The 21,459-nt window shown below is 51.6% G+C and carries 16 protein-coding genes and 2 tRNA genes; 14 read left to right on the forward strand and 4 right to left on the reverse strand.

The window, feature by feature from the left end:
* Nucleotides 1-174 precede the first annotated feature (174 nt).
* A complete protein-coding gene (locus tag CR46_RS0103390) occupies nt 175-1,629 on the forward strand; it encodes a catalase (RefSeq protein ID WP_030070120.1) in 1,455 nt (484 codons plus the stop codon).
* 75 nt (nt 1,630-1,704) lie between these two features.
* On the opposite strand, the gene dusA is transcribed toward CR46_RS0103390, so the two are convergent.
* Nucleotides 1,705-2,733: a tRNA dihydrouridine(20/20a) synthase DusA gene (dusA, locus tag CR46_RS0103395; RefSeq protein ID WP_030070121.1), complete on the reverse strand. Its 1,029-nt coding sequence runs from the start codon at nt 2,731-2,733 to the stop codon at nt 1,705-1,707.
* 401 nt (nt 2,734-3,134) lie between these two features.
* On the opposite strand from dusA, the gene CR46_RS0103400 reads away from it, so the two are divergent.
* Nucleotides 3,135-3,707, forward strand: a complete 573-nt coding sequence (locus tag CR46_RS0103400) for a hypothetical protein (RefSeq protein ID WP_030070122.1) — start codon at nt 3,135-3,137, stop codon at nt 3,705-3,707.
* Between the two features lie 21 nt (nt 3,708-3,728).
* Here CR46_RS0103400 and CR46_RS0103405 read toward each other — a convergent pair whose 3' ends face one another.
* Nucleotides 3,729-4,253 (reverse strand): helix-turn-helix domain-containing protein, encoded by a 525-nt coding sequence (locus CR46_RS0103405; RefSeq protein ID WP_030070123.1) that lies wholly within the window; start codon nt 4,251-4,253, stop codon nt 3,729-3,731.
* A gap of 302 nt (nt 4,254-4,555) precedes the next feature.
* Between CR46_RS0103405 and gltX the strand changes: the two genes are divergently transcribed.
* From gltX to CR46_RS0103420, 3 genes are all read left to right on the forward strand, one after another.
* Nucleotides 4,556-6,034 (forward strand): glutamate--tRNA ligase, encoded by a 1,479-nt coding sequence (gltX, locus tag CR46_RS0103410; protein WP_030070124.1) that lies wholly within the window; start codon nt 4,556-4,558, stop codon nt 6,032-6,034.
* Between the two features lie 164 nt (nt 6,035-6,198).
* Nucleotides 6,199-6,274: transfer RNA gene (locus CR46_RS0103415), tRNA-Ala, on the forward strand.
* A gap of 83 nt (nt 6,275-6,357) precedes the next feature.
* Nucleotides 6,358-6,433 (forward strand) — tRNA-Glu (locus tag CR46_RS0103420).
* A 420-nt stretch (nt 6,434-6,853) separates the two neighbouring features.
* Here the strand turns inward: CR46_RS0103420 and CR46_RS0103425 are convergent.
* Together CR46_RS0103425 and gltA are read right to left on the reverse strand one after the other, a co-directional pair.
* Complete coding sequence (locus CR46_RS0103425) at nt 6,854-7,735, reverse strand: NAD(P)-dependent oxidoreductase (protein WP_030070125.1); 882 nt, start codon at nt 7,733-7,735, stop codon at nt 6,854-6,856.
* A 114-nt stretch (nt 7,736-7,849) separates the two neighbouring features.
* On the reverse strand, nt 7,850-9,136 hold the full coding sequence (gene gltA, locus CR46_RS0103430) for a citrate synthase (protein ID WP_030070126.1): 1,287 nt from the start codon (nt 9,134-9,136) through the stop codon (nt 7,850-7,852).
* A 488-nt stretch (nt 9,137-9,624) separates the two neighbouring features.
* On the opposite strand from gltA, the gene sdhC reads away from it, so the two are divergent.
* From sdhC to sucD, 9 genes are all read left to right on the forward strand, one after another.
* Entirely contained in the window at nt 9,625-10,002 is a 378-nt protein-coding gene (gene sdhC, locus CR46_RS0103435; RefSeq protein WP_198023687.1) for a succinate dehydrogenase, cytochrome b556 subunit, read from the forward strand.
* The gene (gene sdhD, locus CR46_RS0103440) at nt 9,996-10,343 is read left to right on the forward strand and encodes a succinate dehydrogenase, hydrophobic membrane anchor protein (protein ID WP_030070128.1); all 348 of its coding nucleotides are present in this window, start codon (nt 9,996-9,998) and stop codon (nt 10,341-10,343) included. The genes sdhC and sdhD overlap by 7 nt, the downstream gene beginning before the upstream one ends.
* Nucleotides 10,344-10,346: 3 nt before the next feature.
* A complete protein-coding gene (sdhA, locus tag CR46_RS0103445) occupies nt 10,347-12,119 on the forward strand; it encodes a succinate dehydrogenase flavoprotein subunit (protein WP_030070129.1) in 1,773 nt (590 codons plus the stop codon).
* Between the two features lie 27 nt (nt 12,120-12,146).
* Entirely contained in the window at nt 12,147-12,857 is a 711-nt protein-coding gene (locus CR46_RS0103450) for a succinate dehydrogenase iron-sulfur subunit (RefSeq protein WP_030070130.1), read from the forward strand.
* 407 nt (nt 12,858-13,264) lie between these two features.
* Nucleotides 13,265-16,099 carry a 2-oxoglutarate dehydrogenase E1 component gene (locus CR46_RS0103455; protein ID WP_030070131.1) on the forward strand — a complete coding sequence of 945 codons (2,835 nt, stop codon included), beginning with the start codon at nt 13,265-13,267 and terminating at the stop codon, nt 16,097-16,099.
* 38 nt (nt 16,100-16,137) lie between these two features.
* Entirely contained in the window at nt 16,138-17,700 is a 1,563-nt protein-coding gene (gene odhB / locus CR46_RS0103460; RefSeq protein WP_030070132.1) for a 2-oxoglutarate dehydrogenase complex dihydrolipoyllysine-residue succinyltransferase, read from the forward strand.
* A gap of 114 nt (nt 17,701-17,814) precedes the next feature.
* Nucleotides 17,815-19,254, forward strand: a complete 1,440-nt coding sequence (gene lpdA, locus CR46_RS0103465) for a dihydrolipoyl dehydrogenase (RefSeq protein ID WP_030070133.1) — start codon at nt 17,815-17,817, stop codon at nt 19,252-19,254.
* Between the two features lie 149 nt (nt 19,255-19,403).
* Entirely contained in the window at nt 19,404-20,570 is a 1,167-nt protein-coding gene (sucC, locus tag CR46_RS0103470; RefSeq protein WP_009722517.1) for an ADP-forming succinate--CoA ligase subunit beta, read from the forward strand.
* Nucleotides 20,570-21,442: a succinate--CoA ligase subunit alpha gene (gene sucD / locus CR46_RS0103475; RefSeq protein ID WP_009722518.1), complete on the forward strand. Its 873-nt coding sequence runs from the start codon at nt 20,570-20,572 to the stop codon at nt 21,440-21,442. The genes sucC and sucD overlap by 1 nt, the downstream gene beginning before the upstream one ends.
* Nucleotides 21,443-21,459: the final 17 nt, after the last annotated feature.

Raw genomic sequence — 21,459 nt, forward strand, 5'->3', positions numbered from 1 at the left:
TTAAAAACTATTAACTCAATAGCAAAAGAAGCCGGATCACAAATGGCGTGATGCAGATGAGTTGGCTATACTTGTGGGGTAGCCGCTTTAGCTTAGATTAATATAGATCGTTAAAGGCGGCTTTTTCCAGTGGTACAGATCGTGCCATGTCGAATGTGACAAGGAGGAAGTGTTATGAGCCGTGATAGCCAGCACCCCACTACGAACGAATCAGGTATTCCGGTTTCAAGCGACGAGCATGCGCTTTCGGTAGGGCCTGATGGCCCCATTGTTATGCACGATCACTATTTGATGGAGCAAATGGCGGCGTTTAACCGTGAAATGATTCCTGACCGCCAGCCACACGCAAAGGGGAGTGGTGCCTTTGGACACTTTGAGGTAACTAACGATGTTAGCTCCTACACCAAAGCCAAGTTTCTACAACCGGGCACCAAGACTGACGTATTGATCCGCTTTTCAACTGTAGCAGGGGAGAGCGGCAGCCCTGACACATGGCGCGACCCCCGGGGTTTCTCGATTAAGTTTTATACCGAAGAAGGTAACTTCGACATGGTGGGTAACAATACCCCTGTGTTTTTTGTCCGCGATCCGATGAAATTCCAGCACTTTATCCATTCGCAAAAACGCCGTGCGGATAATGGCCTGCGCGACCATGATATGCAGTGGGATTTCTGGACACTAGCGCCTGAGTCAGCTCACCAAGTGGCATGGTTGATGGGTGATCGAGGTGTGCCAGCCACATGGCGGCATATGAACGGTTACTCCAGCCACACCTATATGTGGGTAAATGCTGAAGGTGAACGGTTTTGGGTGAAGTATCACTTCAAAACTGATCAAGGCATTAAATGCATGACCCAAGAGCAGGCGGATCAAATGGCCGGCAGTGATGCGGATTATCATCGTCGTGACTTGTTCGAGGCCATAAAGCGGGGCGACTATCCTACGTGGACGCTCAAGATGCAGATTATGCCGTTTGAGGATGCCAAAACGTATCGCGTTAACCCCTTCGATCTGACCAAGGTGTGGTCTCATAAGGACTACCCATTAATCGAAGTCGGTAAGCTGACGCTTGATCGTAATCCTACGGATTTTCATAGCGAAATTGAGCAAGCGGCATTTGAGCCTAATAACATGGTGCCAGGTACCGGTTTATCACCGGACAAGATGCTATTGGCACGCTCTATCTCTTATGCTGACGCGCACCGTGCCCGCTTGGGTGTGAACTACAGGCATATCCCCGTGAATACCCCAAAGTGCCCCGTACATAGCTATAGCCAAGGTGGCGCGATGCGTATTCGACACGCTACCGATCCGGTGTATACGCCCAATAGCAAAGGCGGGCCGAAAGCCGATGCTCAGCGTTACCCAGAAGATGCGGTGTGGTCGACTGACGGAAAGTTTGTGCGCGCGGCCTATACGCTGAGAAAAGATGATGACGACTGGAGCCAAGCTCATGCGCTAGTGCGTGAAGTAATGGATGATACCCAGCGTGATCGCTTAGTATCGAACGTGGTAGGGCACTTATCCGGTGGCGTTACTGAGCCTGTATTAGCACGTGCCTTTGAATATTGGCGCAATATTGATCAAGAAATCGGCGAGCGCATTGAGCAGGGCGTTCGCAATCCATAGCGGTGTTTGACGCCTAGCGCGCTCAACGCCGCTAGGCGTCGTCTCAACTGTCGCTAACTGCAGCCCATAGCCGAACTAGGTCGTGGGCTGTAGTGCTTCCGGGGTCTCTGTTTCGGGTTCGCGAACTAAACTAAGCGCTTCATCGAAAAGCCGCAGGCCTGCGTCCTCTTTATGGGCATGTTCAGATAAGTGGCGTCGGAAACGCCTACCCCCTGGGCAGCCCTGAAATAACCCCAGCAAATGGCGGGTAATGTGATTCAACTTGGCCCCTTCATCCAACCGCTGCTGAATATAGGGGCGAAATGCGTTAGCCGCTTCCAGGCGCGTGCGTGCTGGTCCTGCTTCACCAAACAGCTGCTCATCCACCCCGGCGAGTAGCCACGGGTTTTGGTATGCCTCGCGGCCCACCATCACACTGTCTACGTGCTCAAGCTGTGCTTTGCACTCGGCAAGGGTTTTGATCCCCCCGTTAATGCCAATATGCAGCTCTGGATGGCTTTGCTTCAAACGGTGCACGCGGGGATAGTTAAGGGGCGGCACATCCCGGTTCTGCTTAGGTGACAAACCCTGCAGCCACGCCTTTCGCGCGTGAACGGTAAAGACGTTGCAACCTGCCGCCGCCACGATCTCAATAAACCGCGCCAGGTCAGCATCTTCATCCTGATCGTCAATCCCGATACGGCACTTCACCGTGACCGGAATCGACACTACCGCTTGCATAGCTTTCACCGCTGCCGCTACTTTTTCAGGGTAGCCCATCAAACAAGCGCCAATCATATTGTTCTGCACTCGGTCGCTGGGGCAGCCGACATTCAGATTGACCTCGTCGTACCCCCACGCCTCGGCAATCGCCGCGCACTCAGCAAGCTCGCCCGCATCGCTGCCACCCAACTGCAACGCAATCGGATGCTCTACATCGCTATAGCCTAAAAAACGCTCACGTGGCGTTCCATGCAAAATGGCACCAGTGGTCACCATCTCGGTGTACAGCAATGTTCGCTTGGTTAACGTGCGTGCAAACGCGCGATAATCGCGAGTTGTCCAATCCATCATGGGGGCCACAGAAAACAGACGGGCAGCATCTGCTGGGCTTGTTTTAGTCATATCAATCACTTGCATCATGCGATGCGGTATAAGCCTGTCGTAATTGCTTAGCAGCAAGGGGAGTAGTTGGCGAGCGATTGTACGCAAAAAGCGGGTTTGAGTACAAAGCAAGTCCCCGAAACCACCGTCATTCAGTTTATGTATGACGCTAGGTAGGTGGTCTCGTGTCGCTGGCTAGCGTTAGCGGTGTTTCTGGCAGTCGGTCGGTGCAGTGTTTTATTCTGATATTTCAGGCAGATTAGCGACGAAATGATGAGGTGTTTTTCGTTTGCCGTGCTATTCGTGTTTAGTTTTTGTATAACTCTTGTGAGCCTTGCAGCACTTTGCTTCTTTTGCGGTCTAATTCAATGTGATGAGGGCTAGGCAGTGGTAAGCTGATATTTCGTTGTTGAGGAGTCTCTATGCATAAGACACTAGGTGGTATCAGTTTTGTGTTGGTGAGTGTGTTACTGCTGGCTGGCTGTGGTAGTCAGGAAGAAGAGTCGCCCTCAGAGCCGGTCGTTGAAACGCCTAGCCCACAGGAAAGCGCCGAACCAAAAGAGGTGGTTGATCCTCTTGTCGTAGCTATTTCGACTAAGGCCTCTCTGCGCTCTGATCGTCGTTTAATGGTAGAAGGCGAAACCAATCTGCCGGAAGGTGCCCTTATCCAGGTAACCATTGAGCGTGAGATAAGTCGTGTTCGTTGGCAGGCGCGCACCAATGTTTTGGACGGGAAGTTTAATGCTGGCCCCTTTGGCTCTGGCAGCGGGTTGCCAGATGGAAGATATATGGTGAGGGTTCAGCTTTCAGAAGCATCTGTGCAGCCTAGTTCGGTGCAGGCGCGCATTGGCAATGAAGGAGAGCACTTAGCTGGCGAGCTGGTTACCCAGACTCGCCATGGACTAGGGCAGGTGGCCACCTATTCGCGCAGCTTCTTAGTGGGCAGTGAACCAAGGCGTACGCGCGATCAGGTGGACGTGGTTGAAGAAATGTAGGATGTGGGGAGATAAGATGCTTTAGGCAGGAGACCAGTGTGCTAGCAGTACCGCATGTATGGTGGTATCACTGGGCGCTTTAGCAAAGTGCTCAATAACATAACCTTGTTCACGCTGGATCAGATAATGGCCAGCTTTATGAAATACATGGGTAGGGCCTAATAGCACTAAGTCGCCTACTGACACCGGAGAGAAATCCGTTTCTTGGCCGGGAGTTGCCAGTACGCAGGGGGCTTTCCAGTCAATCTTTAGCGGCAGATGATGTGGTACCGTCATTGTGGTTGCCTGAACCTGTTCCCAGGGGAGGGGGCCGGTATGTGTCAGGGTTAGCAATGGGGGAGCACTGTCACCTTCTAAAAGAGTCGCTAAAGAGCAATCAAGGGCATCAGCGAGCGCAACAAGACGTTCATGGCCGATTTGTTTGATAGCTCCGGATTCCCAATAAGAAATGGTGACATCTGATACGCCTACTTTACGTGCAAGGGCAGCTTTGTTGAGCTTGGCCCGAAGCCGCAGTTGCTTGATACGTGAGCCTAGCGATTCCATTTTATATTCCTATCAATGAGCCAAATAAGCTCGTTTAATGTACTTCCACCTTACTCGGCGGCGTTCTTTACATACTGAAATCGCGAAGCGTTTTCAAGTATGAACACGAATCATAGGTACTTCGCCATACTAAGTGATTGTGCTTTAACGCGCATCTTCCTATCTGTGAGCTTTTTCCTATCCGTGAGCTTTCAGCTTTCGATCAGACGCTTTTAAGTCAAACTCGTTCCCTGCAAGATACTGTTGGTTGCACTAAGGGTGCGTATAATGCCGTGACGCTTTATTGCCAAAAGGACATCTTGATGACCGTACGTACTCGTATCGCGCCTTCTCCGACGGGTGACCCGCATGTAGGAACTGCCTATATTGCGCTATTTAATCTCTGTTTTGCGCGCCAACATGGCGGCCAGTTCATTCTGCGTATTGAAGACACCGATCGGGTTCGCTCTACCGCTGAATCAGAACAGATGATTTTAGATTCTTTACGTTGGCTTGGCCTAGAGTGGGATGAAGGCCCTGATGTGGGTGGCCCGCATGGTCCGTATCGGCAAAGCGAGCGTGGTGATATCTACGCTCAGTACGCTCAGCAGCTTATGGATTCAGGGCATGCCTTTAAGTGTTACCGCACCAGTGAAGAGTTGGATGAACTGAGAGAAGCGCGCAAAGCGGCCGGTATGCACTTGGCCTTGAAGCCAGTTGACCTAGCGTTGGCCCCAGATGAGCAAGCTCGTCGTGAGCAGGAAGGCTGGCCTTATGTCGTTCGTATGAAGGTGCCGAGTACAGGCGTTTGTGTGGTGAACGATATGTTGCGCGGCACAATCGAAGTTGAATGGGCGCAAGTTGATGCTCAAATTCTGCTGAAGTCAGATGGCATGCCTACCTATCACTTGGCCAACGTGGTTGATGATCACTTGATGAACATTACCCATGTGTTGCGCGGCGAAGAGTGGATTAACTCAGCGCCGAAGCATCAGCTGCTTTATGAATACTTCGGTTGGGATATGCCGCAGCTGTGCCACATGCCGCTTCTGCGTAATCCTGATAAGTCTAAGCTTTCCAAGCGGAAAAACCCGACGTCGATTAACTACTATCGTCGGATGGGCTTTTTGCCTCAGGCCGTCACCAATTATTTGGGCCGCATGGGCTGGTCGATGCCGGATGAGCGCGAGAAATTTAGCCTGTCAGAGATGATGGCTGAGTTTGATGTTCAACGGGTATCGTTGGGTGGGCCGGTATTTGATCTTGAAAAGCTGACGTGGTTGAACGGCGTCTATATTCGTGAAGATTTAGATGACGACGCGCTGCTTCGTGCACTTCGCGAGTGGGCATTCAATGAGGAGTATGTGAAGCAAATATTGCCTCAGGTACGCCCTCGTGTGGAAACGCTTTCCCAAGTGATTCCGCTAGCTGGGCACTTTTTCTCTGGCCTGCCTGCGCTAACGGAAGACGACTTTGATAGCGTGAAGCTTGAAAAAGAAGAACTCGTCAAATTACTGCAGTTCTTAGTGTGGCGCTTTGAAGCGGTGCCTGCTTGGCATAAAGAGGCGTTATTGGCTGAGGTCAAAGTGCTGGCTGAGCATTTTGATATTAAAATGAAGGGCTTCCTTGCCCCTGTCTTTATTGCTATTACAGGCAGTACGTCAAGCACGTCGGTAATGGATGCCATGGCGATCTTGGGGTCAGACGTAACACGAGCACGGCTGCGCAGTGCGATTGAGGTATTGGGTGGCGTTTCCAAGAAGCAGGCCAAGCGCTTCGAAAAAGAGTTTCGTGAGCTGTAGACGGTAACGCGAGATGCGGATGGTAACGACAGGGATAGTGAGAGCATAAGAAATAAAGAAGGTGCGATCTGCATGTTACTGCTATGTTTTTGCACCGCTGGTATCGAATAGGCTTGACGAAGGCGGGCGTAATCAGTATTATACGCTCCGTCTTCAAGACATGTGGGGCCTTAGCTCAGCTGGGAGAGCGCAACACTGGCAGTGTTGAGGTCAGCGGTTCGATCCCGCTAGGCTCCACCAATATTGAAAACTCCGATTGTCAGTCCTTATGAAGAGATTTTCTATATAGCGTCTAAAGGCCGTATTGTTATTAGGTTAATAACGTCCCATTCGTCTAGTGGTCTAGGACACCGCCCTTTCACGGCGGTAACAGGGGTTCGAACCCCCTATGGGACGCCACCTCCTACTTCCCTCGTTATTTTTTTCAAATCTGCTTTTAGAAAAAAATTCTTAAAATACGCATTTTAATTAAAGGCAATGGCGCAGCCCATCTGTCGGTTTTTGCGTTCCTATCGCTAACGTCGCTACCTGAAATCGCGTCTATTTCGATCGTTTTTTGATGATTTTGTGCTTGACTTGTCCACTTTTGCAGGTTTGTGAAAGGGGTTGTGCACAACCTCGTATTATCACTTCAAAAAATCAGTGATTTAGCATAAACCATTTTAAATCAACAAGTTATGTTAGGTTAAAAAATGACCAATTTAAGGCTAGGTCACTGTTCATGGCGATTGTGGGACGTTTTGTAGTGGTTGTGAACAGGGTTATCCACAGATAGTGTGGAAAACCCTTTTCAAGATCGAGGAGTTTAAATGTCAAGCGTTATTCTGGCTTTTGTAGGCGCTTTAATAGCGACGAAGTGTCCCAACGGCCGCCATCCATGCGTTGTACATCTGCATAAAATTGATCAACAAGGGCGGTAACAGGCAGCGTGGCATTCAATCGGCGAGCTTGTTCTAAACATATCCCTAAATCTTTACGCATCCAGTCCACAGCGAAACCATGATTGTACTCGTTGGCAATCATTGTTTTGTGGCGGTTTTCCATTTGCCATGAACCGGCAGCACCCTTAGAAACCACATCGATTACTTGTTGCTGATCAAGACCTGCTTGTTCGGCGAAGTGCAAGCCTTCAGCAAGCCCCTGCACCAAGCCAGCAATGCAGATTTGGTTGACCATCTTGGTCAGTTGGCCGCTGCTGGCACTGCCCATCAGTGTGACGGCGCGAGCATAGTGGTTGAGAATCGGCTGCACGGCATCAAAATGTGCTTGCTCGCCACCGCACATAATTGTCAGGGCGCCATTTTCAGCCCCTTGCTGTCCGCCGGACACAGGAGCGTCTAAAAAGCCAACGCCTTGTTCACGGCAGGCGGTATCTAGTTCTAGGGCTAGGTCTGCAGAAGCAGTGGTGTGGTCGATGAGGAAGGAGCCGGTTGTCATGCTGCTCAAAACGCCGTCGATGCCGGTCGTTACTTGCCTGACGTCATCGTCATTCCCAACGCATACCAATACAAGGTCGGCGCCTTCGGCGGCTTCTCTAGGGGTGGCGTGGGCGGTGCCGCCATGCTCTTTTGCCCAGGCATCGGCTTTGCTGCTGGTGCGGTTGTAAACACGCGTTGTTAAGCCTTGTTGGGCGAGGTGGCCTGCCATGGGGTAGCCCATAACGCCGAGGCCAATAAAGGCAACCGTGGTGATTGTTCGCATAGAGCACCTTGTTAGTGAAGGGTGTAACAAAGAAAAGTGGATTTACGATAAGCAAAAGGCCACCCATGGGGTGGCCTTTTATTATCCTAGTGACGCTGCGTTGTTATTGCAGCGTTATTTTTTAGGATAGTCGCGCATATCGTGGCCGATATACAGCTGGCGCGGACGGCCGATTTTATAGCTTTCGCTAAGCATTTCATGCCAGTGAGAGATCCAGCCGATGGTGCGAGATACCGCGAAAATCACGGTAAACATGTTGGTCGGAATGCCCATGGCTTTAAGGATGATGCCAGAGTAGAAATCGACGTTTGGATACAGCTTGCGCTCGATGAAGTACTCATCTTCCAGGGCGATTTGCTCAAGGCGCTTGGCGATTTTGAGCTGCGGATCGTCGGCTAGGCCAAGCTCGGCTAGTACTTCGTCGCAGGTCTCTTTCATTACTTTGGCGCGCGGGTCAAAGTTGCGATACACGCGGTGGCCAAAGCCCATTAGCTTGAAGGGGTCGTCTTTATCTTTTGCCTTATCGACAAAGCGCTGAATATTCTCTTCTGAGTCATCGCCAATTTCGTCCAGCATGTTTAGTACGGCTTCATTCGCGCCGCCATGTGCTGGGCCCCACAACGCTGCAATACCTGCGCTGATACATGCAAAGGGGTTAGCGCCGGTTGAGCCTGCTAGACGTACGGTAGAGGTAGAGGCGTTTTGCTCATGGTCCGCATGAAGCATAAAAATGCGGTCCATAGCTTTCGCGTATACCGGATTGATTTTGTACTCTTCGCACGGGTTGCTGAACATCATGTAGAGGAAGTTCTCTGCATAACTCAGGTCGTTGCGCGGGTAGTTGAAGGGCTGGCCAACGTTATATTTATGCGACATTGCCGCCAGGGTAGGCATTTTTGCAATGAGGCGAATAGCGCTGATCACACGATCTTCTTCTTGGGTGATGTCCATGTGGTCGTGATAGAAGGCAGCTAAGCCACCAACAACACCGCACAAGATAGACATTGGGTGCGCATCGCGGCGGAACCCTTTGAAGAAGTTGTTGATTTGGTCGTGAACCATGGTGTGATTACGAATGCGTGATTCAAAATCAGCGTACTGTTCATCGTTGGGCAATTCGCCGAACAGCAGGGTGTAACAAACTTCTACAAAATTGGACTCTTTAGCGAGCTGATCAATAGGGTAGCCACGGTGTAGCAGTATCCCTTTTCCGCCATCGATATACGTAATGGCTGATTGGCAAGAAGAAGTGGCCATGAAGCCGGGGTCGTAGGTAAACAGGCCTTCGGCACCCAGGCTGCGTACGTCGATGACGTCGGGGCCAAGTGTGCCGGAATACATGGGTAGTTCGATCGATTTTTCTAGACCGTCTACCGTCAATGTTGCTTTCCTGTCAGCCATGCTGGCCTCCTTTCGAATTCGGTTTGGGACGTAAGGTCGTTGTTTCGCATACCGCGCCGGCAAAAAGGCTCGCCCACTATAGAAGTGTGCGCCATTTTGTCAATTAGCCTAAACGCTAGGTATCCTTGTACAAATATTGTTGTTGTGGATAGTTTTTGTATATGATGAAAAAGGAGTTCATAGTAACGAAGTGTCAGGGGATTGGCGACACGTCAACAGGCTTATCAAATCCTCAATCTACTGTCACTATAACCATGCTGCATCGCAAAATCGACTCGGGTTGGCTGCATTTTTCTTGCACCATAGTCGAGTTAAGCCTGAGTTCGGTTTGTCAGCAGGGGCGAAGGTTCTTATAATCCACGGCGCGCGACCGGCAGGTAGGTGGTCGTGCCCGACTTGGCAACGGCCGAGCCCCTTCCAGCAACCACTGCCCGCTCGGGCCATGCCCGACCTGTCGCAGAGCGGGCCAAGAGAGTGTGTATAACGCCGTGAATAGTAAACGACCCGTAAACCTAGACCTTACTACGATACATTTCCCACTACCGGCGCTAACGTCGATTACACACCGTATTACGGGTGTCATCCTCTTCGTTGGCCTGATTTTCGCTTTTTGGGCGCTGGGTAAATCGCTATCGTCTCCTGCTGGCTTTGATAGTGTCAGCAACGCACTGGCCACTAACTTCCTAGCCAAACTCATTGCTTGGGGTTTGTTATCGGCATTGGCATTCCATTTTGTGGCAGGTGTTAAACACTTGCTAATGGATGCTGATATCGGTGTGACCCTTGAAGGTGGTGTGAAAAAAGCACAGATCACAGTTGTGGTCAGCGCCGTTCTGATTATTTTGGCAGGAGTTTGGGTATGGTAACCAACATCACAAGTTTTGGCCGTAGCGGGTTATCCGATTGGCTGATGCAGCGCGTTTCAGCGGTAATTCTGGCTTTATATACCATTTTTATCGTTGCTTACCTGCTGTTCAATCCTAATTTGGATTATTACGCCTGGAGCGGATTGTTCGAGCAAACATGGATGCGTATTTTTTCGCTGCTAGCGTTTGTTTCCATTGCAGCGCACGCCTGGATCGGTTTGTGGACGGTCACCACCGATTACCTCAAGTCCACTCGCCAGCGCGTAGGTGCCCAGACCCTGATTATTCTGGCCATCTTCGTGTACCTGGTATGGGGCATTCAAATTCTGTGGGGAGCTTGATACATGTCTAACCTTCGTAGCTTGACGTTTGATGCCATTATCATCGGTGGCGGTGGCTCTGGCTTGCGTGCCGCTCTTGAACTGGCTAAGTCCGGTAAAAAGACAGCAGTACTGTCCAAAGTGTTCCCGACGCGCTCTCACACGGTTTCTGCTCAAGGTGGCATCACTTGCGCAATCGCCTCTTCAGATCCGAATGATGATTGGCGTTGGCACATGTATGACACCGTTAAAGGCGGCGACTATATCGCTGACCAGGATGCGGCTGAATACATGTGTTCAGAAGGCCCGAAGGCAGTCTTTGAGCTTGAGCACATGGGGTTGCCGTTCTCACGTTTCGATAATGGCCGTATTTATCAGCGTCCGTTTGGTGGGCAGTCGAAAAACTTCGGCGAAGGCGGTCAAGCGGCTCGTACTTGCGCAGCCGCAGACCGTACAGGCCACGCATTGCTACACACGCTTTACCAAAACAACCTCAAGAACAACACCACATTCTTAAATGAGTGGTATGCGGTTGATTTGGTGAAAAACAGCAACGGTGACGTAGTGGGCTGTATCGCTATGTGCATCGAGACAGGCGAAGTCGTCCACGTTAAATCGAAAGCCACGGTGCTAGCCACTGGTGGTGCCGGCCGTATTTATGCTTCTACGACTAATGCCTTGATCAATACGGGTGACGGTATTGGCATGGCATTACGTGCTGGCTTCCCGATGCAGGATATGGAAATGTGGCAGTTCCACCCGACCGGTATCTACGGTGCGGGTACCCTGGTAACTGAAGGTTGCCGTGGTGAAGGTGGTTACCTGATCAATAAAGACGGTGAGCGCTTTATGGAGCGTTATGCGCCGAACGCCAAAGACTTGGCCGGCCGTGACGTTGTTGCACGCTCTATGGTCATGGAAATTCTTGAAGGCCGAGGCTGTGGCGAGAAGGGTGATCACGTCTTCTTGAAGCTTGACCATCTGGGCGAAGAGGTGCTTGGTAAGCGTCTGCCGGGTATCGTTGAACTGTCGAAAACGTTCGCTCACGTCGATCCTGCCAAAGACCCGATTCCTGTCGTGCCTACTTGCCACTACATGATGGGTGGTATTCCGACCAATATTCATGGCCAGGCAATTACCCAGGACGAAAGCGGCAACGATCATATCATTAACGGTCTGTTCGCTTGTGGTGAAGCGGCGTGTGTATCGGTTCACGGTGCCAACCGCTTGGGTGGTAACTCTCTGCTAGACTTGGTGGTATTCGGTCGTGCGGCGGGTATGTTTATTGAAGGCGCGCTTAACGAAGGTATTGAATACCTAGATGCTTCTGAGTCTGATATTGAGTCAGCGATGAAGCGTATTACGCGCTGGAATGAGTCAGAAGGTGGCGAAAGCATTCCTGAGCTTAAAGCAGAGCTTCAAGACATCATGCAGACCTCTTTTGGTGTATTCCGAGAAGAGAAAAACATGCAGGAAGGTGTCAAAAAGCTAGCGGATCTGCGCAGCCGTATTGCCAATGCCCACCTGCCGGACAAGTCCAATGCTTTCAACACGGCGCGTGTTGAAGCGTTAGAGCTTGATAACCTCATGGAAGTGGCAGAAGCAACGGCGATTGCTGCCCTTGAGCGTAATGAAAGCCGCGGCGCGCATTCGCGCTACGACTATCCTGACCGTGATGATGTCAACTGGCTGAAGCACTCGCTCTACTTCCCGGCCACGAAAGAGCTGAAGAAGCGCGACGTCAACTTCAAGCCTAAAACTGTTGATACGTTCGAGCCTAAGGTTCGCACCTACTAATCTCTGCACTGATGAGAGGGAGTCACCATGTCTAACCTTCAGGTATCCGTATATCGCTACAATCCGGAAACCGACTCCGCGCCCTATATGCAGGAGTTCCAGGTCGATACGAAAGGCCGCGATTTGATGGTGCTAGATGTCCTGCACCTGATGAAAGTGCAGGATAGCGGGCTTGCTTTCCGTCGCAGCTGCCGCGAAGGTGTGTGCGGTTCCGACGGTATGAATATGAATGGTAAGAACGGTTTGGCGTGTATTACGCCGCTGTCAGACGTCGTTAAAGGCAATAAGCTGACCTTGCGCCCGCTGCCTGGTTTGCCGGTTATCCGCGATATGGTCGTTGATATGGGGCTATTCTATAAGCAGTACGAGCGTATTCAGCCGTACCTGCAAAATGATACCCCAGCACCAGCGATTGAGCGTCTGCAATCGCCAGAAGAGCGCGACAAGCTAGATGGTCTGTACGAATGTATCCTGTGTGCATGCTGTTCTACGTCTTGCCCATCTTTCTGGTGGAATCCGGATAAATTTGTTGGTCCGGCTGGTTTGCTCCAGTCATACCGCTTCCTTGCAGATACGCGCGACACGGCTACCCGTGAACGTCTTACAAGCTTGGAAGATCCGTTCTCTGTTTTCCGCTGCCGCGGGATCATGAATTGCGTTGCGGTATGTCCAAAAGGGCTAAATCCGACCCGCGCAATTGGTAAAATTCGTGAAATGTTGCTGGCCGATGCGACGTAAACGCCTAATCCTATGAAAAAAATGCGAGCGCCGCGTAAGTTGCTGCATAAAGCTACTTAAATCGTGGCGCTTCGCTTGTTATCATAGGGAGGTTTGGTGGTGCGGCGACGCGTCGCACTACCTTATCAGCCAAGTTTAAAAGCCGGTGCCGCAAGTACCGGCTTTTGAGCATGAACTGATTGAGTATGACCAAATAAAGAAACGCGTCGTGCAGTAAATGCTAAGCGATATTAGTTCGTAATGAAATTCGTAGCGTAGTTCGTTACGAAAATGCAGTATGAACAGGGCTTCCGGCCTACGGTCGGCGCCGCCGGCAAATGTCCCGCCCCGCCGGCAGGGCAATAGCGATGTCGTTGCGCGATTGCAGCGATACCGATACCACCCCATCAGTGCAGGGTGACCGAGAGATGCAACAAGGCATAATGGAGTTGATGTGGCGTTCCTCTCACGTTAGTGGTGGCAATGTCCACTACGTGGAAGCGCTTTATGAGCAGTACCTCGCCGATCCTGATTCTGTCTCAGACGAATGGCGCAGCTATTTTGATCAGCTGCCACGTTCTGAAGGCAGTGCCTCCCACGATGTTCCACTAAGCCCCACTCGTGATCAGTTCTACCAACTGGGTCGTGAAAGTCGCCCAGGTCGGGTAGCCGCCGCTGCGGATAGCGGTGAGAATAAGAAGCAGGTGAAAGTCCTGCAGCTGATTAACGCATACCGCTTTCGTGGCCATCAGAAGGCCAATATCGACCCGCTAGGACTGCGTAATCCCACCCCCGTCCCAGACCTCGATCTGTCATTTCATCAGCTTTCTAAGGCTGATCTTGACACCGAGTTCCAGACTGGCTCGTTTTTTCTAGGTATCGATAAAGCACCGTTGCGTGAGATCGTTGACGCACTGGAGCAGACCTATTGTCGCTCCATCGGCTGCGAAATTATGCACATCGTCGATACCGAAGAAAAACGCTGGTTGCAGCGGCGTTTTGAATCGGTGCGAAGTGCGCCGAAATTCAGCGATGACGTGCGTAAGCACGTGCTGGAGCGCCTCACCGCTGCTGAAGGCCTGGAAAATTACCTAGCGTCTAAGTACCCAGGTACAAAGCGCTTTGGTTTGGAAGGCGGTGAATCATTTGTTCCAATGATGGACGAGTTGATTCAGCGCTCCGGCGGTTATGGCACCAAAGAAGTCGTTATTGGCATGGCTCACCGTGGTCGTCTCAACTTACTGGTCAATATTTTGGGTAAAAATCCCGCTGAATTGATCGATGAGTTCGACGGTAAAAAGGTGATCGAACGTGGTTCTGGTGACGTAAAATATCACCAAGGCTTTAGCTCTAACGTCATGTCGCCTGGTGGTGAAGTTCACTTGGCCATGTCCTTTAACCCGTCGCATTTGGAAATTGTTGCGCCAGTGGTTGAAGGCTCAGTGCGGGCACGTCAAGATCGCCGTAATGACGAAGAGGGCAGTAAAGTACTGCCAATCAACGTCCATGGTGATGCCGCATTTGCTGGTCAAGGCGTGGTCATGGAGACATTCCAGATGTCTCAAACCCGTGCCTATAAGACCGGCGGTACAGTACATATCGTGATTAACAACCAAGTGGGTTTCACAACTTCGAACCCCTTGGATGCACGTTCTACTGAGTACTGTACCGATATTGCTAAGATGGTTCAGGCGCCGATTTTCCATGTTAACGGCGACGATCCCGATGCAGTGATCCATGCAACCCAGGTGGCATTGGATTACCGTCAGCAGTTCAAAAAAGATGTTGTTATTGATTTGGTGTGCTACCGCCGTCGCGGCCATAACGAGGCCGACGAGCCATCGGGCACCCAGCCAATGATGTACGCCAAAATTAAAGATCATCCTTCTTCGCGTTCTCTCTATGCTCAGCGCTTAGTAGAACAGGGCGTACTATCAGAAGAAGATGCTAAGGCAATGGTTGAAACCTACCGCGATGATCTTGTGGCAGGTAACCACGTAGCAAATGCCTTGGTGCAAGAGCCGAATACCTCACTGTTTGTGGACTGGGCGCCTTACCTGGGACACGAGTGGACTGGCGATGCAGACACCACCTTCGATATGAAGCGTCTGCAACAGTTGGCAGCACGAATGTGCGATATCCCTGACGGGGTCGAAGTTCAGCGCCAGGTCGCTAAGATCTATGAAGACCGTCGCAAAATGCAGGCGGGCGGCATGGGGCTTAACTGGGGCTTCGCTGAAACGCTAGCGTATGCCACGCTGCTTGATCAGGGCCACCCGATCCGGATTACCGGTCAGGATGTTGGTCGTGGGACGTTCTCTCACCGCCATGCGGTTGTCCACAACCAGAAAGACGGTTCTACTTATGTGCCGTTGCAGAACATGTCTGATGGTCAGCCGCGCTTTACGATTCATGACTCTTTCTTGTCAGAAGAAGCGGTGTTGGCCTTTGAATATGGCTACTCTACAACAGCGCCAAACGACTTAGTCATTTGGGAAGCCCAGTTTGGTGACTTCTTCAATGGCGCCCAGGTGGTGGTTGACCAGTTTATATCCTCTGGTGAAACCAAATGGGGCCGGCTGTGTGGCCTAACCATGCTGTTGCCGCACGGCTATGAAGGGCAAGGCCCTGAGCACTCATCTGCTCGATTAGAGCGTTTCTTGCAGCTGTGCGCTGAGCACAATATGCAAGTATGTGTGCCGACGACACCTGCACAGATTTATCACCTGTTGCGACGTCAGGTCATTCGCCCGCTGCGTAAGCCGTTGGTAGTGATGTCGCCGAAGTCGCTGTTGCGTCATAAAGAAGCAGTATCTAGCCTAGAAGATCTCGCTCATGGCAAGTTCCACATGGTCTTGCCAGATCAAGCGAATCTTGAGGCAGAGAAAGTGACTCGCGTTATTATGTGTGCTGGCAAGGTGTACTACGACCTAGCCAACTGGCGTGCAGAAAACGAGCGTGATGATACGGCGATTATTCGTCTTGAGCAGCTCTACCCCTTCCCGAAAGAAGAGCTTCTGGAAGTGCTCCAGGCGTATGCCAATGTGGAAGACATCGTGTGGTGCCAGGAAGAGCCGCTGAACCAGGGCGCTTGGTACTCAAGTCAGCACCACATGCGCGCCGTGGCCGATATGCTGAAAGATGGCTTCGGACGTGATTTGAAATTTGCAGGACGTCCTGCCTCTGCCGCACCGGCAGCTGGCTATATGTCCGTCCACACTGAACAGCAGCGCCAGCTGGTGGAAGACGCTTTTAACCTATAAGCGCCCACCGGGTTTAGAGAACATATAAGGGAAACGACATGGCTACTGAGATCAAAGCGCCAACCTTTCCGGAATCCGTTGCCGAAGGCACTGTGGCTGCGTGGCATAAAAAGCCGGGTGACAGCGTCGAACGCGACGAGCTGATTGTTGAAATCGAAACCGACAAAGTGGTGCTCGAAGTCGTCGCACCGGAAGCGGGTACCCTGACTGACGTAATGGCCGAAGAAGGCGATACCGTTGAGTCAGAGCAGGTGCTGGGCAAAATTGGTGAAGGCAGCGCGTCTAGCAGCAAAGAAGAATCATCTTCTGATGCTAAAAAAGACGAAAAGAAAGACGATAAGCAAGAAGAGAAAAAAACCAGCGGCGGTAACAGCGGTGGTAAGCAGCATGACGTAAAAGCCCCAAGCTTCCCTGAGTCTATTCAGGAAGGCACCGTGGCAACATGGCACAAGAAGGTAGGTGAGGCGGTTAAGCGCGATGAGGTGCTGGCCGATATCGAAACCGACAAGGTTGTGCTAGAAGTTGTTGCACCGGCTGATGGCGCACTGGCTGAAATTAAAGCCGAAGAAGGCAGCCAAGTTGAATCCGAAGCGATTCTAGCCGTCTTCACTGAAGGTGCTGGTGGTGCAAGTGAAGAGAGCAGTAGTGCCTCTTCTTCCAGCGCTGCGGGTACCGATGACGAAGGCTCTGATGAGAAAGTTGGTGATAAAATCTTAGCCCCTGCTGCCCGCAAAATGGTCGCTGAGCATGATCTGGATGTTTCTAAGATTGAGGGCACCGGCAAAGGTGGCCGCATCTTAAAAGAAGACGTGCAAAAAGCAGTGAAAGACGGCTCTGCCAAAAAAGCATCGAAATCTTCAGCCCCAGCGAAAGCTGCTGCCGCACCGGCAGTAGAAGGGGATCGCGTTGAGAAGCGCGTTCCGATGACGCGTCTGCGTCAAACCATTGCTAAGCGCCTGGTTCAGGCACAGCAAACCGCTGCCATGCTGACCACGTACAACGAAGTGGACATGACTGAAATCATGGCCCTGCGTGCTCAGTACAAAGATACGTTCCAGAAAACCCATGATATTAAACTGGGCTTTATGGGCTTCTTTGTGAAAGCGGCTTCTGAAGCACTCAAGCGCTTCCCGGATGTTAATGCCTCCATTGACGGTACCGATATCGTTTACCACGGTTATCAAGATATTGGCGTCGCGGTATCAACGGATCGTGGCCTAGTTGTACCGGTACTGCGTGACACTGACAGCATGAAGATTGCTGACGTTGAGCGCACCATTGTTGATTTCGGTAAGCGTGGTCGTGACGGCAAGCTGGGCATGGATGACATGATCGGTGGCACCTTCACTATTACTAACGGCGGTACGTTTGGTTCGTTGATGTCGACCCCGATTATCAATCCGCCTCAGACCGCTATCCTGGGCATGCACAAAATCCAGGATCGTCCCATGGCTGTGAATGGTAAGGTCGAGATTCGCCCGATGATGTATCTAGCGCTTTCTTACGACCACCGCATGATTGATGGTAAAGATGCGGTACGATTCCTGGTTACTATTAAAGAGCTGCTGGAAGACCCGGCTCGCTTGCTGCTGGACGTATAACGGAGCGCGTTGATCCGCCTCCGCTGCTGTATTAGCGTTCTAATGCAATCGCACCTTGCCTCCTGCCCGATTTAGATTCAAACGGGAGGAGGCAACCAAGCTAAAGGAGCCAACATGGCTGACAAGTTTGATGTGATCGTTATCGGTGCAGGCCCTGGTGGCTACGTAGCGGCTATCCGCGCTGCGCAGCTGGGCCTGAAAGCCGCTTGTGTTGAAAAATGGATTGGTAAAGAAGGCAATGTCGTTCACGGCGGAACGTGCTTGAACGTCGGTTGTATCCCGTCTAAAGCGTTGCTTGAAGCCTCGCATAAGTACGTTGAAGCCAAGCACGATTTCGACGATATGGGTATCAATGCCGGTGACGTCACCATGGACGTCAAAAAGATGATGGCTCGCAAGGACAAGATCGTTAAGAACTTGACTGGCGGCATCTCAGGCTTGTTTAAGGCTAACGGCGTTACCGCTATCGAAGGTACCGGTAAAGTGGTTTCCGGTAAGCAAGTTGAAGTCACTGATCTAGACGGCAACACCACCACGTACGACGCTGATAACATCGTCATTGCCGCAGGTTCCGTGCCGGTTGAAATCCCACCGACGCCGCTAACCGAAGGCTTGATTGTTGACTCTACCGGCGCACTGGAATTCCAGGAAACACCGAAGCGTTTGGGTGTTATCGGTGCTGGTGTTATTGGCCTGGAACTGGGTAGCGTTTGGAGCCGTTTGGGTTCTGAAGTTACCGTTCTGGAAGCGATGGATAGTTTCTTACCGATGGTCGATACGGCAATCGCTAAAGAAACACAAAAACTGCTCAAGAAGCAGGGTTTGGATATTAAACTGGGCGCCCGCGTCACTGGTTCTGAAACCAATGGCGATGAAGTCATCGTTAAGTACACCGATGCCAACGGCGAACAGGAAATGACCTTCGACAAACTGATTGTTTGCGTTGGTCGTCGCCCTTACACCAAAGGCGTCATTGCCGATGGCGTTAGCGTTGAGCTGGACGAGCGTGGCTTTATCTTTGTTGATGACCAGTGCCGCACTAACGTACCGGGTGTTTATGCCATTGGTGACTGTGTGCGTGGCCCCATGCTGGCGCACAAGGCATCTGAAGAAGGCATCATGGTTGCTGATATTATCGCTGGCCATAAAGCCGAGATGAACTACGACACGATTCCGAACGTGATTTACACGTTCCCGGAAGTCGCGTGGGTCGGTATGACCGAGCAAGATGCCAAAGCTAAAGGCATTGAAGTTAAGACCGGCAGCTTCCCATTTGCGGCAAGTGGTCGTGCGATGGCGAACAATGCCACCGAAGGCAGCGCTAAGATTATTGCCGATGCGGAAACTGACCGTATTCTTGGTATGCATATTGTTGGTCAACACGCGGGCGAAATGATTGCTCAAGGCGTGATTGCAATGGAATTTGGTTCCAGTGCCGAAGACCTAGCGTTGACTTGCTATGCACACCCGACCATGTCGGAAGCCGTACACGAAGCAGCACTTGCGGTAGAAGGCCATGCCATTCATATGGCTAACCGTAAGAAGCGTAAGTAATTCGCTAAGCAACAACCAAGCGCCACCGACAGGTGGCGCAACACTTTCGGCTCTGTGAGGCTAGTCATCAGAGTCGAAAGTACGGGGATGTCCCGCTTTTAAAGTAGCGGGGCATCGTTCGAGTCACATGCAACCAATGGCATGAATCGATGAACCTTCACGAGTATCAAGGCAAACAGCTGTTTGCTGATTATGGTCTACCAGTGTCTAAAGGCTTTGCCGTGGACACTCCCGAAGAAGCCGAAGAAGCGTGCAAAAAGATCGGCGGTGACATGTGGGTAGTTAAAGCCCAGGTTCACGCTGGTGGCCGCGGTAAAGCGGGCGGCGTTAAGCTGATTAAAGATCCGGCCGAAGCAAAAGCTTTCGCCGAGCAGTGGTTAGGCAAGAACCTAGTAACCTTCCAAACTGACGAAAAAGGTCAGCCGGTTGCTAAGATTTTGGTTGAGACCTGCACCGATATCGCTGATGAGCTGTATCTTGGCGCCGTTGTTGACCGCACTACCCGTCGCGTGGTCTTCATGGCCTCTACCGAAGGCGGTGTTGAAATCGAGACCGTTGCTGAAGAAACGCCGGAAAAGATTCTGAAAGCTGAGATCGATCCGCTGGTCGGCGCACAACCCTACCAAGCGCGTGAGTTGGCCTTTGCTCTGGGCCTTAAAGGCGACCAGATCAAGCAGTTCACCAAGATTTTCCTGGGCCTTTCTAAGCTGTTCCATGATAAGGATCTGGCGCTGTTAGAAATTAACCCGCTAGTGATTACCGACGAAGGCAATCTGCACTGCCTCGACGCAAAACTGGGACTCGACAGCAACGCGCTATACCGTCACCCAGATCTTCAGGCGATGCGCGATCCTTCCCAGGAAGATCAGCGTGAAGCGGATGCGGCGAAGTGGGAACTGAACTATGTAGCACTTGATGGCAACATCGGCTGCATGGTTAACGGTGCTGGCCTGGCCATGGGTACCATGGACATCGTCAACCTGAGCGGCGGCAAGCCTGCTAACTTCTTGGACGTTGGCGGCGGCGCGACCAAAGAGCGCGTTGCAGAAGCGTTCAAGATCATCTTGTCTGACGACAACGTCAAAGCGGTTCTGGTGAACATCTTCGGCGGTATTGTTCGTTGCGACATGATTGCTGAAGGCATCATCGGTGCTGTTGAACAAGTCGGTGTTAACGTTCCGGTAGTTGTACGCCTGGAAGGTAACAACGCTGAATTGGGCGCTGAAAAACTGGCGTCTAGCGGTCTGAACATCATCGCTGCTACCAGTCTGACCGACGCGGCTCAGCAGGTTGTAAAAGCAGCGGAGGGCAAGTAATGAGCATCCTGATCGATAAGAACACCAAGGTCATCTGCCAAGGTTTCACCGGTGGCCAGGGCACGTTCCACTCCGAACAGGCGATTGCCTACGGCACGCAAATGGTCGGTGGTGTTACACCGGGCAAAGGCGGCCAGACTCACCTGGGCCTGCCCGTTTTCAACACCGTGAAAGAAGCGGTTGAGAAAACCGGTGCTGAAGCCAGCGTGATCTACGTTCCGGCACCGTTCTGTAAAGACTCGATTCTTGAAGCCGCTAACGCGGGTATCAAGCTAATCGTGTGCATCACCGAAGGCATCGCGACGCTAGACATGCTCGAAGCAAAAGTAAAATGCGACGAGCTGGGCGTACGTCTGATCGGCCCGAACTGCCCAGGTGTTATCACACCCGGTGAATGTAAAATCGGCATCATGCCGGGCCACATTCACCAGCCGGGTAAAGTCGGTATCGTGTCGCGTTCAGGCACCCTGACCTATGAAGCCGTTAAGCAGACAACTGACCATGGTTTCGGCCAGTCTACCTGTGTCGGTATCGGTGGTGACCCGATTCCAGGCTCTAACTTCATCGACATTCTAGAAATGTTCGAAAAAGACCCGAAAACCGAAGCGATCGTCATGATCGGTGAAATCGGTGGTACGGCTGAAGAAGAAGCAGCGGCTTACATCAAAGCCAACGTTTCTAAGCCTGTGGTTTCCTACATTGCCGGTGTGACTGCACCTCCTGGCAAGCGCATGGGCCACGCGGGCGCGATTATCTCTGGTGGTAAAGGTACTGCCGATGAGAAGTTTGCTGCTCTGGAAGATGCTGGTGTTAAAACCGTGCGTTCTTTGGCTGAGATCGGCGATGCACTGAAAGAAGTTACTGGCTGGTAAGCCAACTGACCTCTCGA

Origin of the sequence: Vreelandella neptunia (assembly GCF_000712975.1) — a bacterium.
Lineage (GTDB): Bacteria > Pseudomonadota > Gammaproteobacteria > Pseudomonadales > Halomonadaceae > Vreelandella > Vreelandella qaidamensis.

What these genes read in the sequence shown, in the direction of transcription:
- CR46_RS0103425 (WP_030070125.1), bottom strand. Translation starts at nt 7,735, where the DNA reads ATGCGAACAATCACCACGGTTGCCTTTATTGGCCTCGGCGTTATGGGC.
- odhB (WP_030070132.1), top strand. Translation starts at nt 16,138, where the DNA reads ATGGCTACTGAGATCAAAGCGCCAACCTTTCCGGAATCCGTTGCCGAA.
- sdhA (WP_030070129.1), top strand. Translation starts at nt 10,347, where the DNA reads ATGTCTAACCTTCGTAGCTTGACGTTTGATGCCATTATCATCGGTGGC.
- sucD (WP_009722518.1), top strand. Translation starts at nt 20,570, where the DNA reads ATGAGCATCCTGATCGATAAGAACACCAAGGTCATCTGCCAAGGTTTC.
- CR46_RS0103400 (WP_030070122.1), top strand. Translation starts at nt 3,135, where the DNA reads ATGCATAAGACACTAGGTGGTATCAGTTTTGTGTTGGTGAGTGTGTTA.
- dusA (WP_030070121.1), bottom strand. Translation starts at nt 2,733, where the DNA reads ATGACTAAAACAAGCCCAGCAGATGCTGCCCGTCTGTTTTCTGTGGCC.
- sucC (WP_009722517.1), top strand. Translation starts at nt 19,404, where the DNA reads ATGAACCTTCACGAGTATCAAGGCAAACAGCTGTTTGCTGATTATGGT.
- gltA (WP_030070126.1), bottom strand. Translation starts at nt 9,136, where the DNA reads ATGGCTGACAGGAAAGCAACATTGACGGTAGACGGTCTAGAAAAATCG.
- CR46_RS0103450 (WP_030070130.1), top strand. Translation starts at nt 12,147, where the DNA reads ATGTCTAACCTTCAGGTATCCGTATATCGCTACAATCCGGAAACCGAC.
- gltX (WP_030070124.1), top strand. Translation starts at nt 4,556, where the DNA reads ATGACCGTACGTACTCGTATCGCGCCTTCTCCGACGGGTGACCCGCAT.
- CR46_RS0103405 (WP_030070123.1), bottom strand. Translation starts at nt 4,253, where the DNA reads ATGGAATCGCTAGGCTCACGTATCAAGCAACTGCGGCTTCGGGCCAAG.
- CR46_RS0103455 (WP_030070131.1), top strand. Translation starts at nt 13,265, where the DNA reads ATGCAACAAGGCATAATGGAGTTGATGTGGCGTTCCTCTCACGTTAGT.
- lpdA (WP_030070133.1), top strand. Translation starts at nt 17,815, where the DNA reads ATGGCTGACAAGTTTGATGTGATCGTTATCGGTGCAGGCCCTGGTGGC.
- CR46_RS0103390 (WP_030070120.1), top strand. Translation starts at nt 175, where the DNA reads ATGAGCCGTGATAGCCAGCACCCCACTACGAACGAATCAGGTATTCCG.
- sdhD (WP_030070128.1), top strand. Translation starts at nt 9,996, where the DNA reads ATGGTAACCAACATCACAAGTTTTGGCCGTAGCGGGTTATCCGATTGG.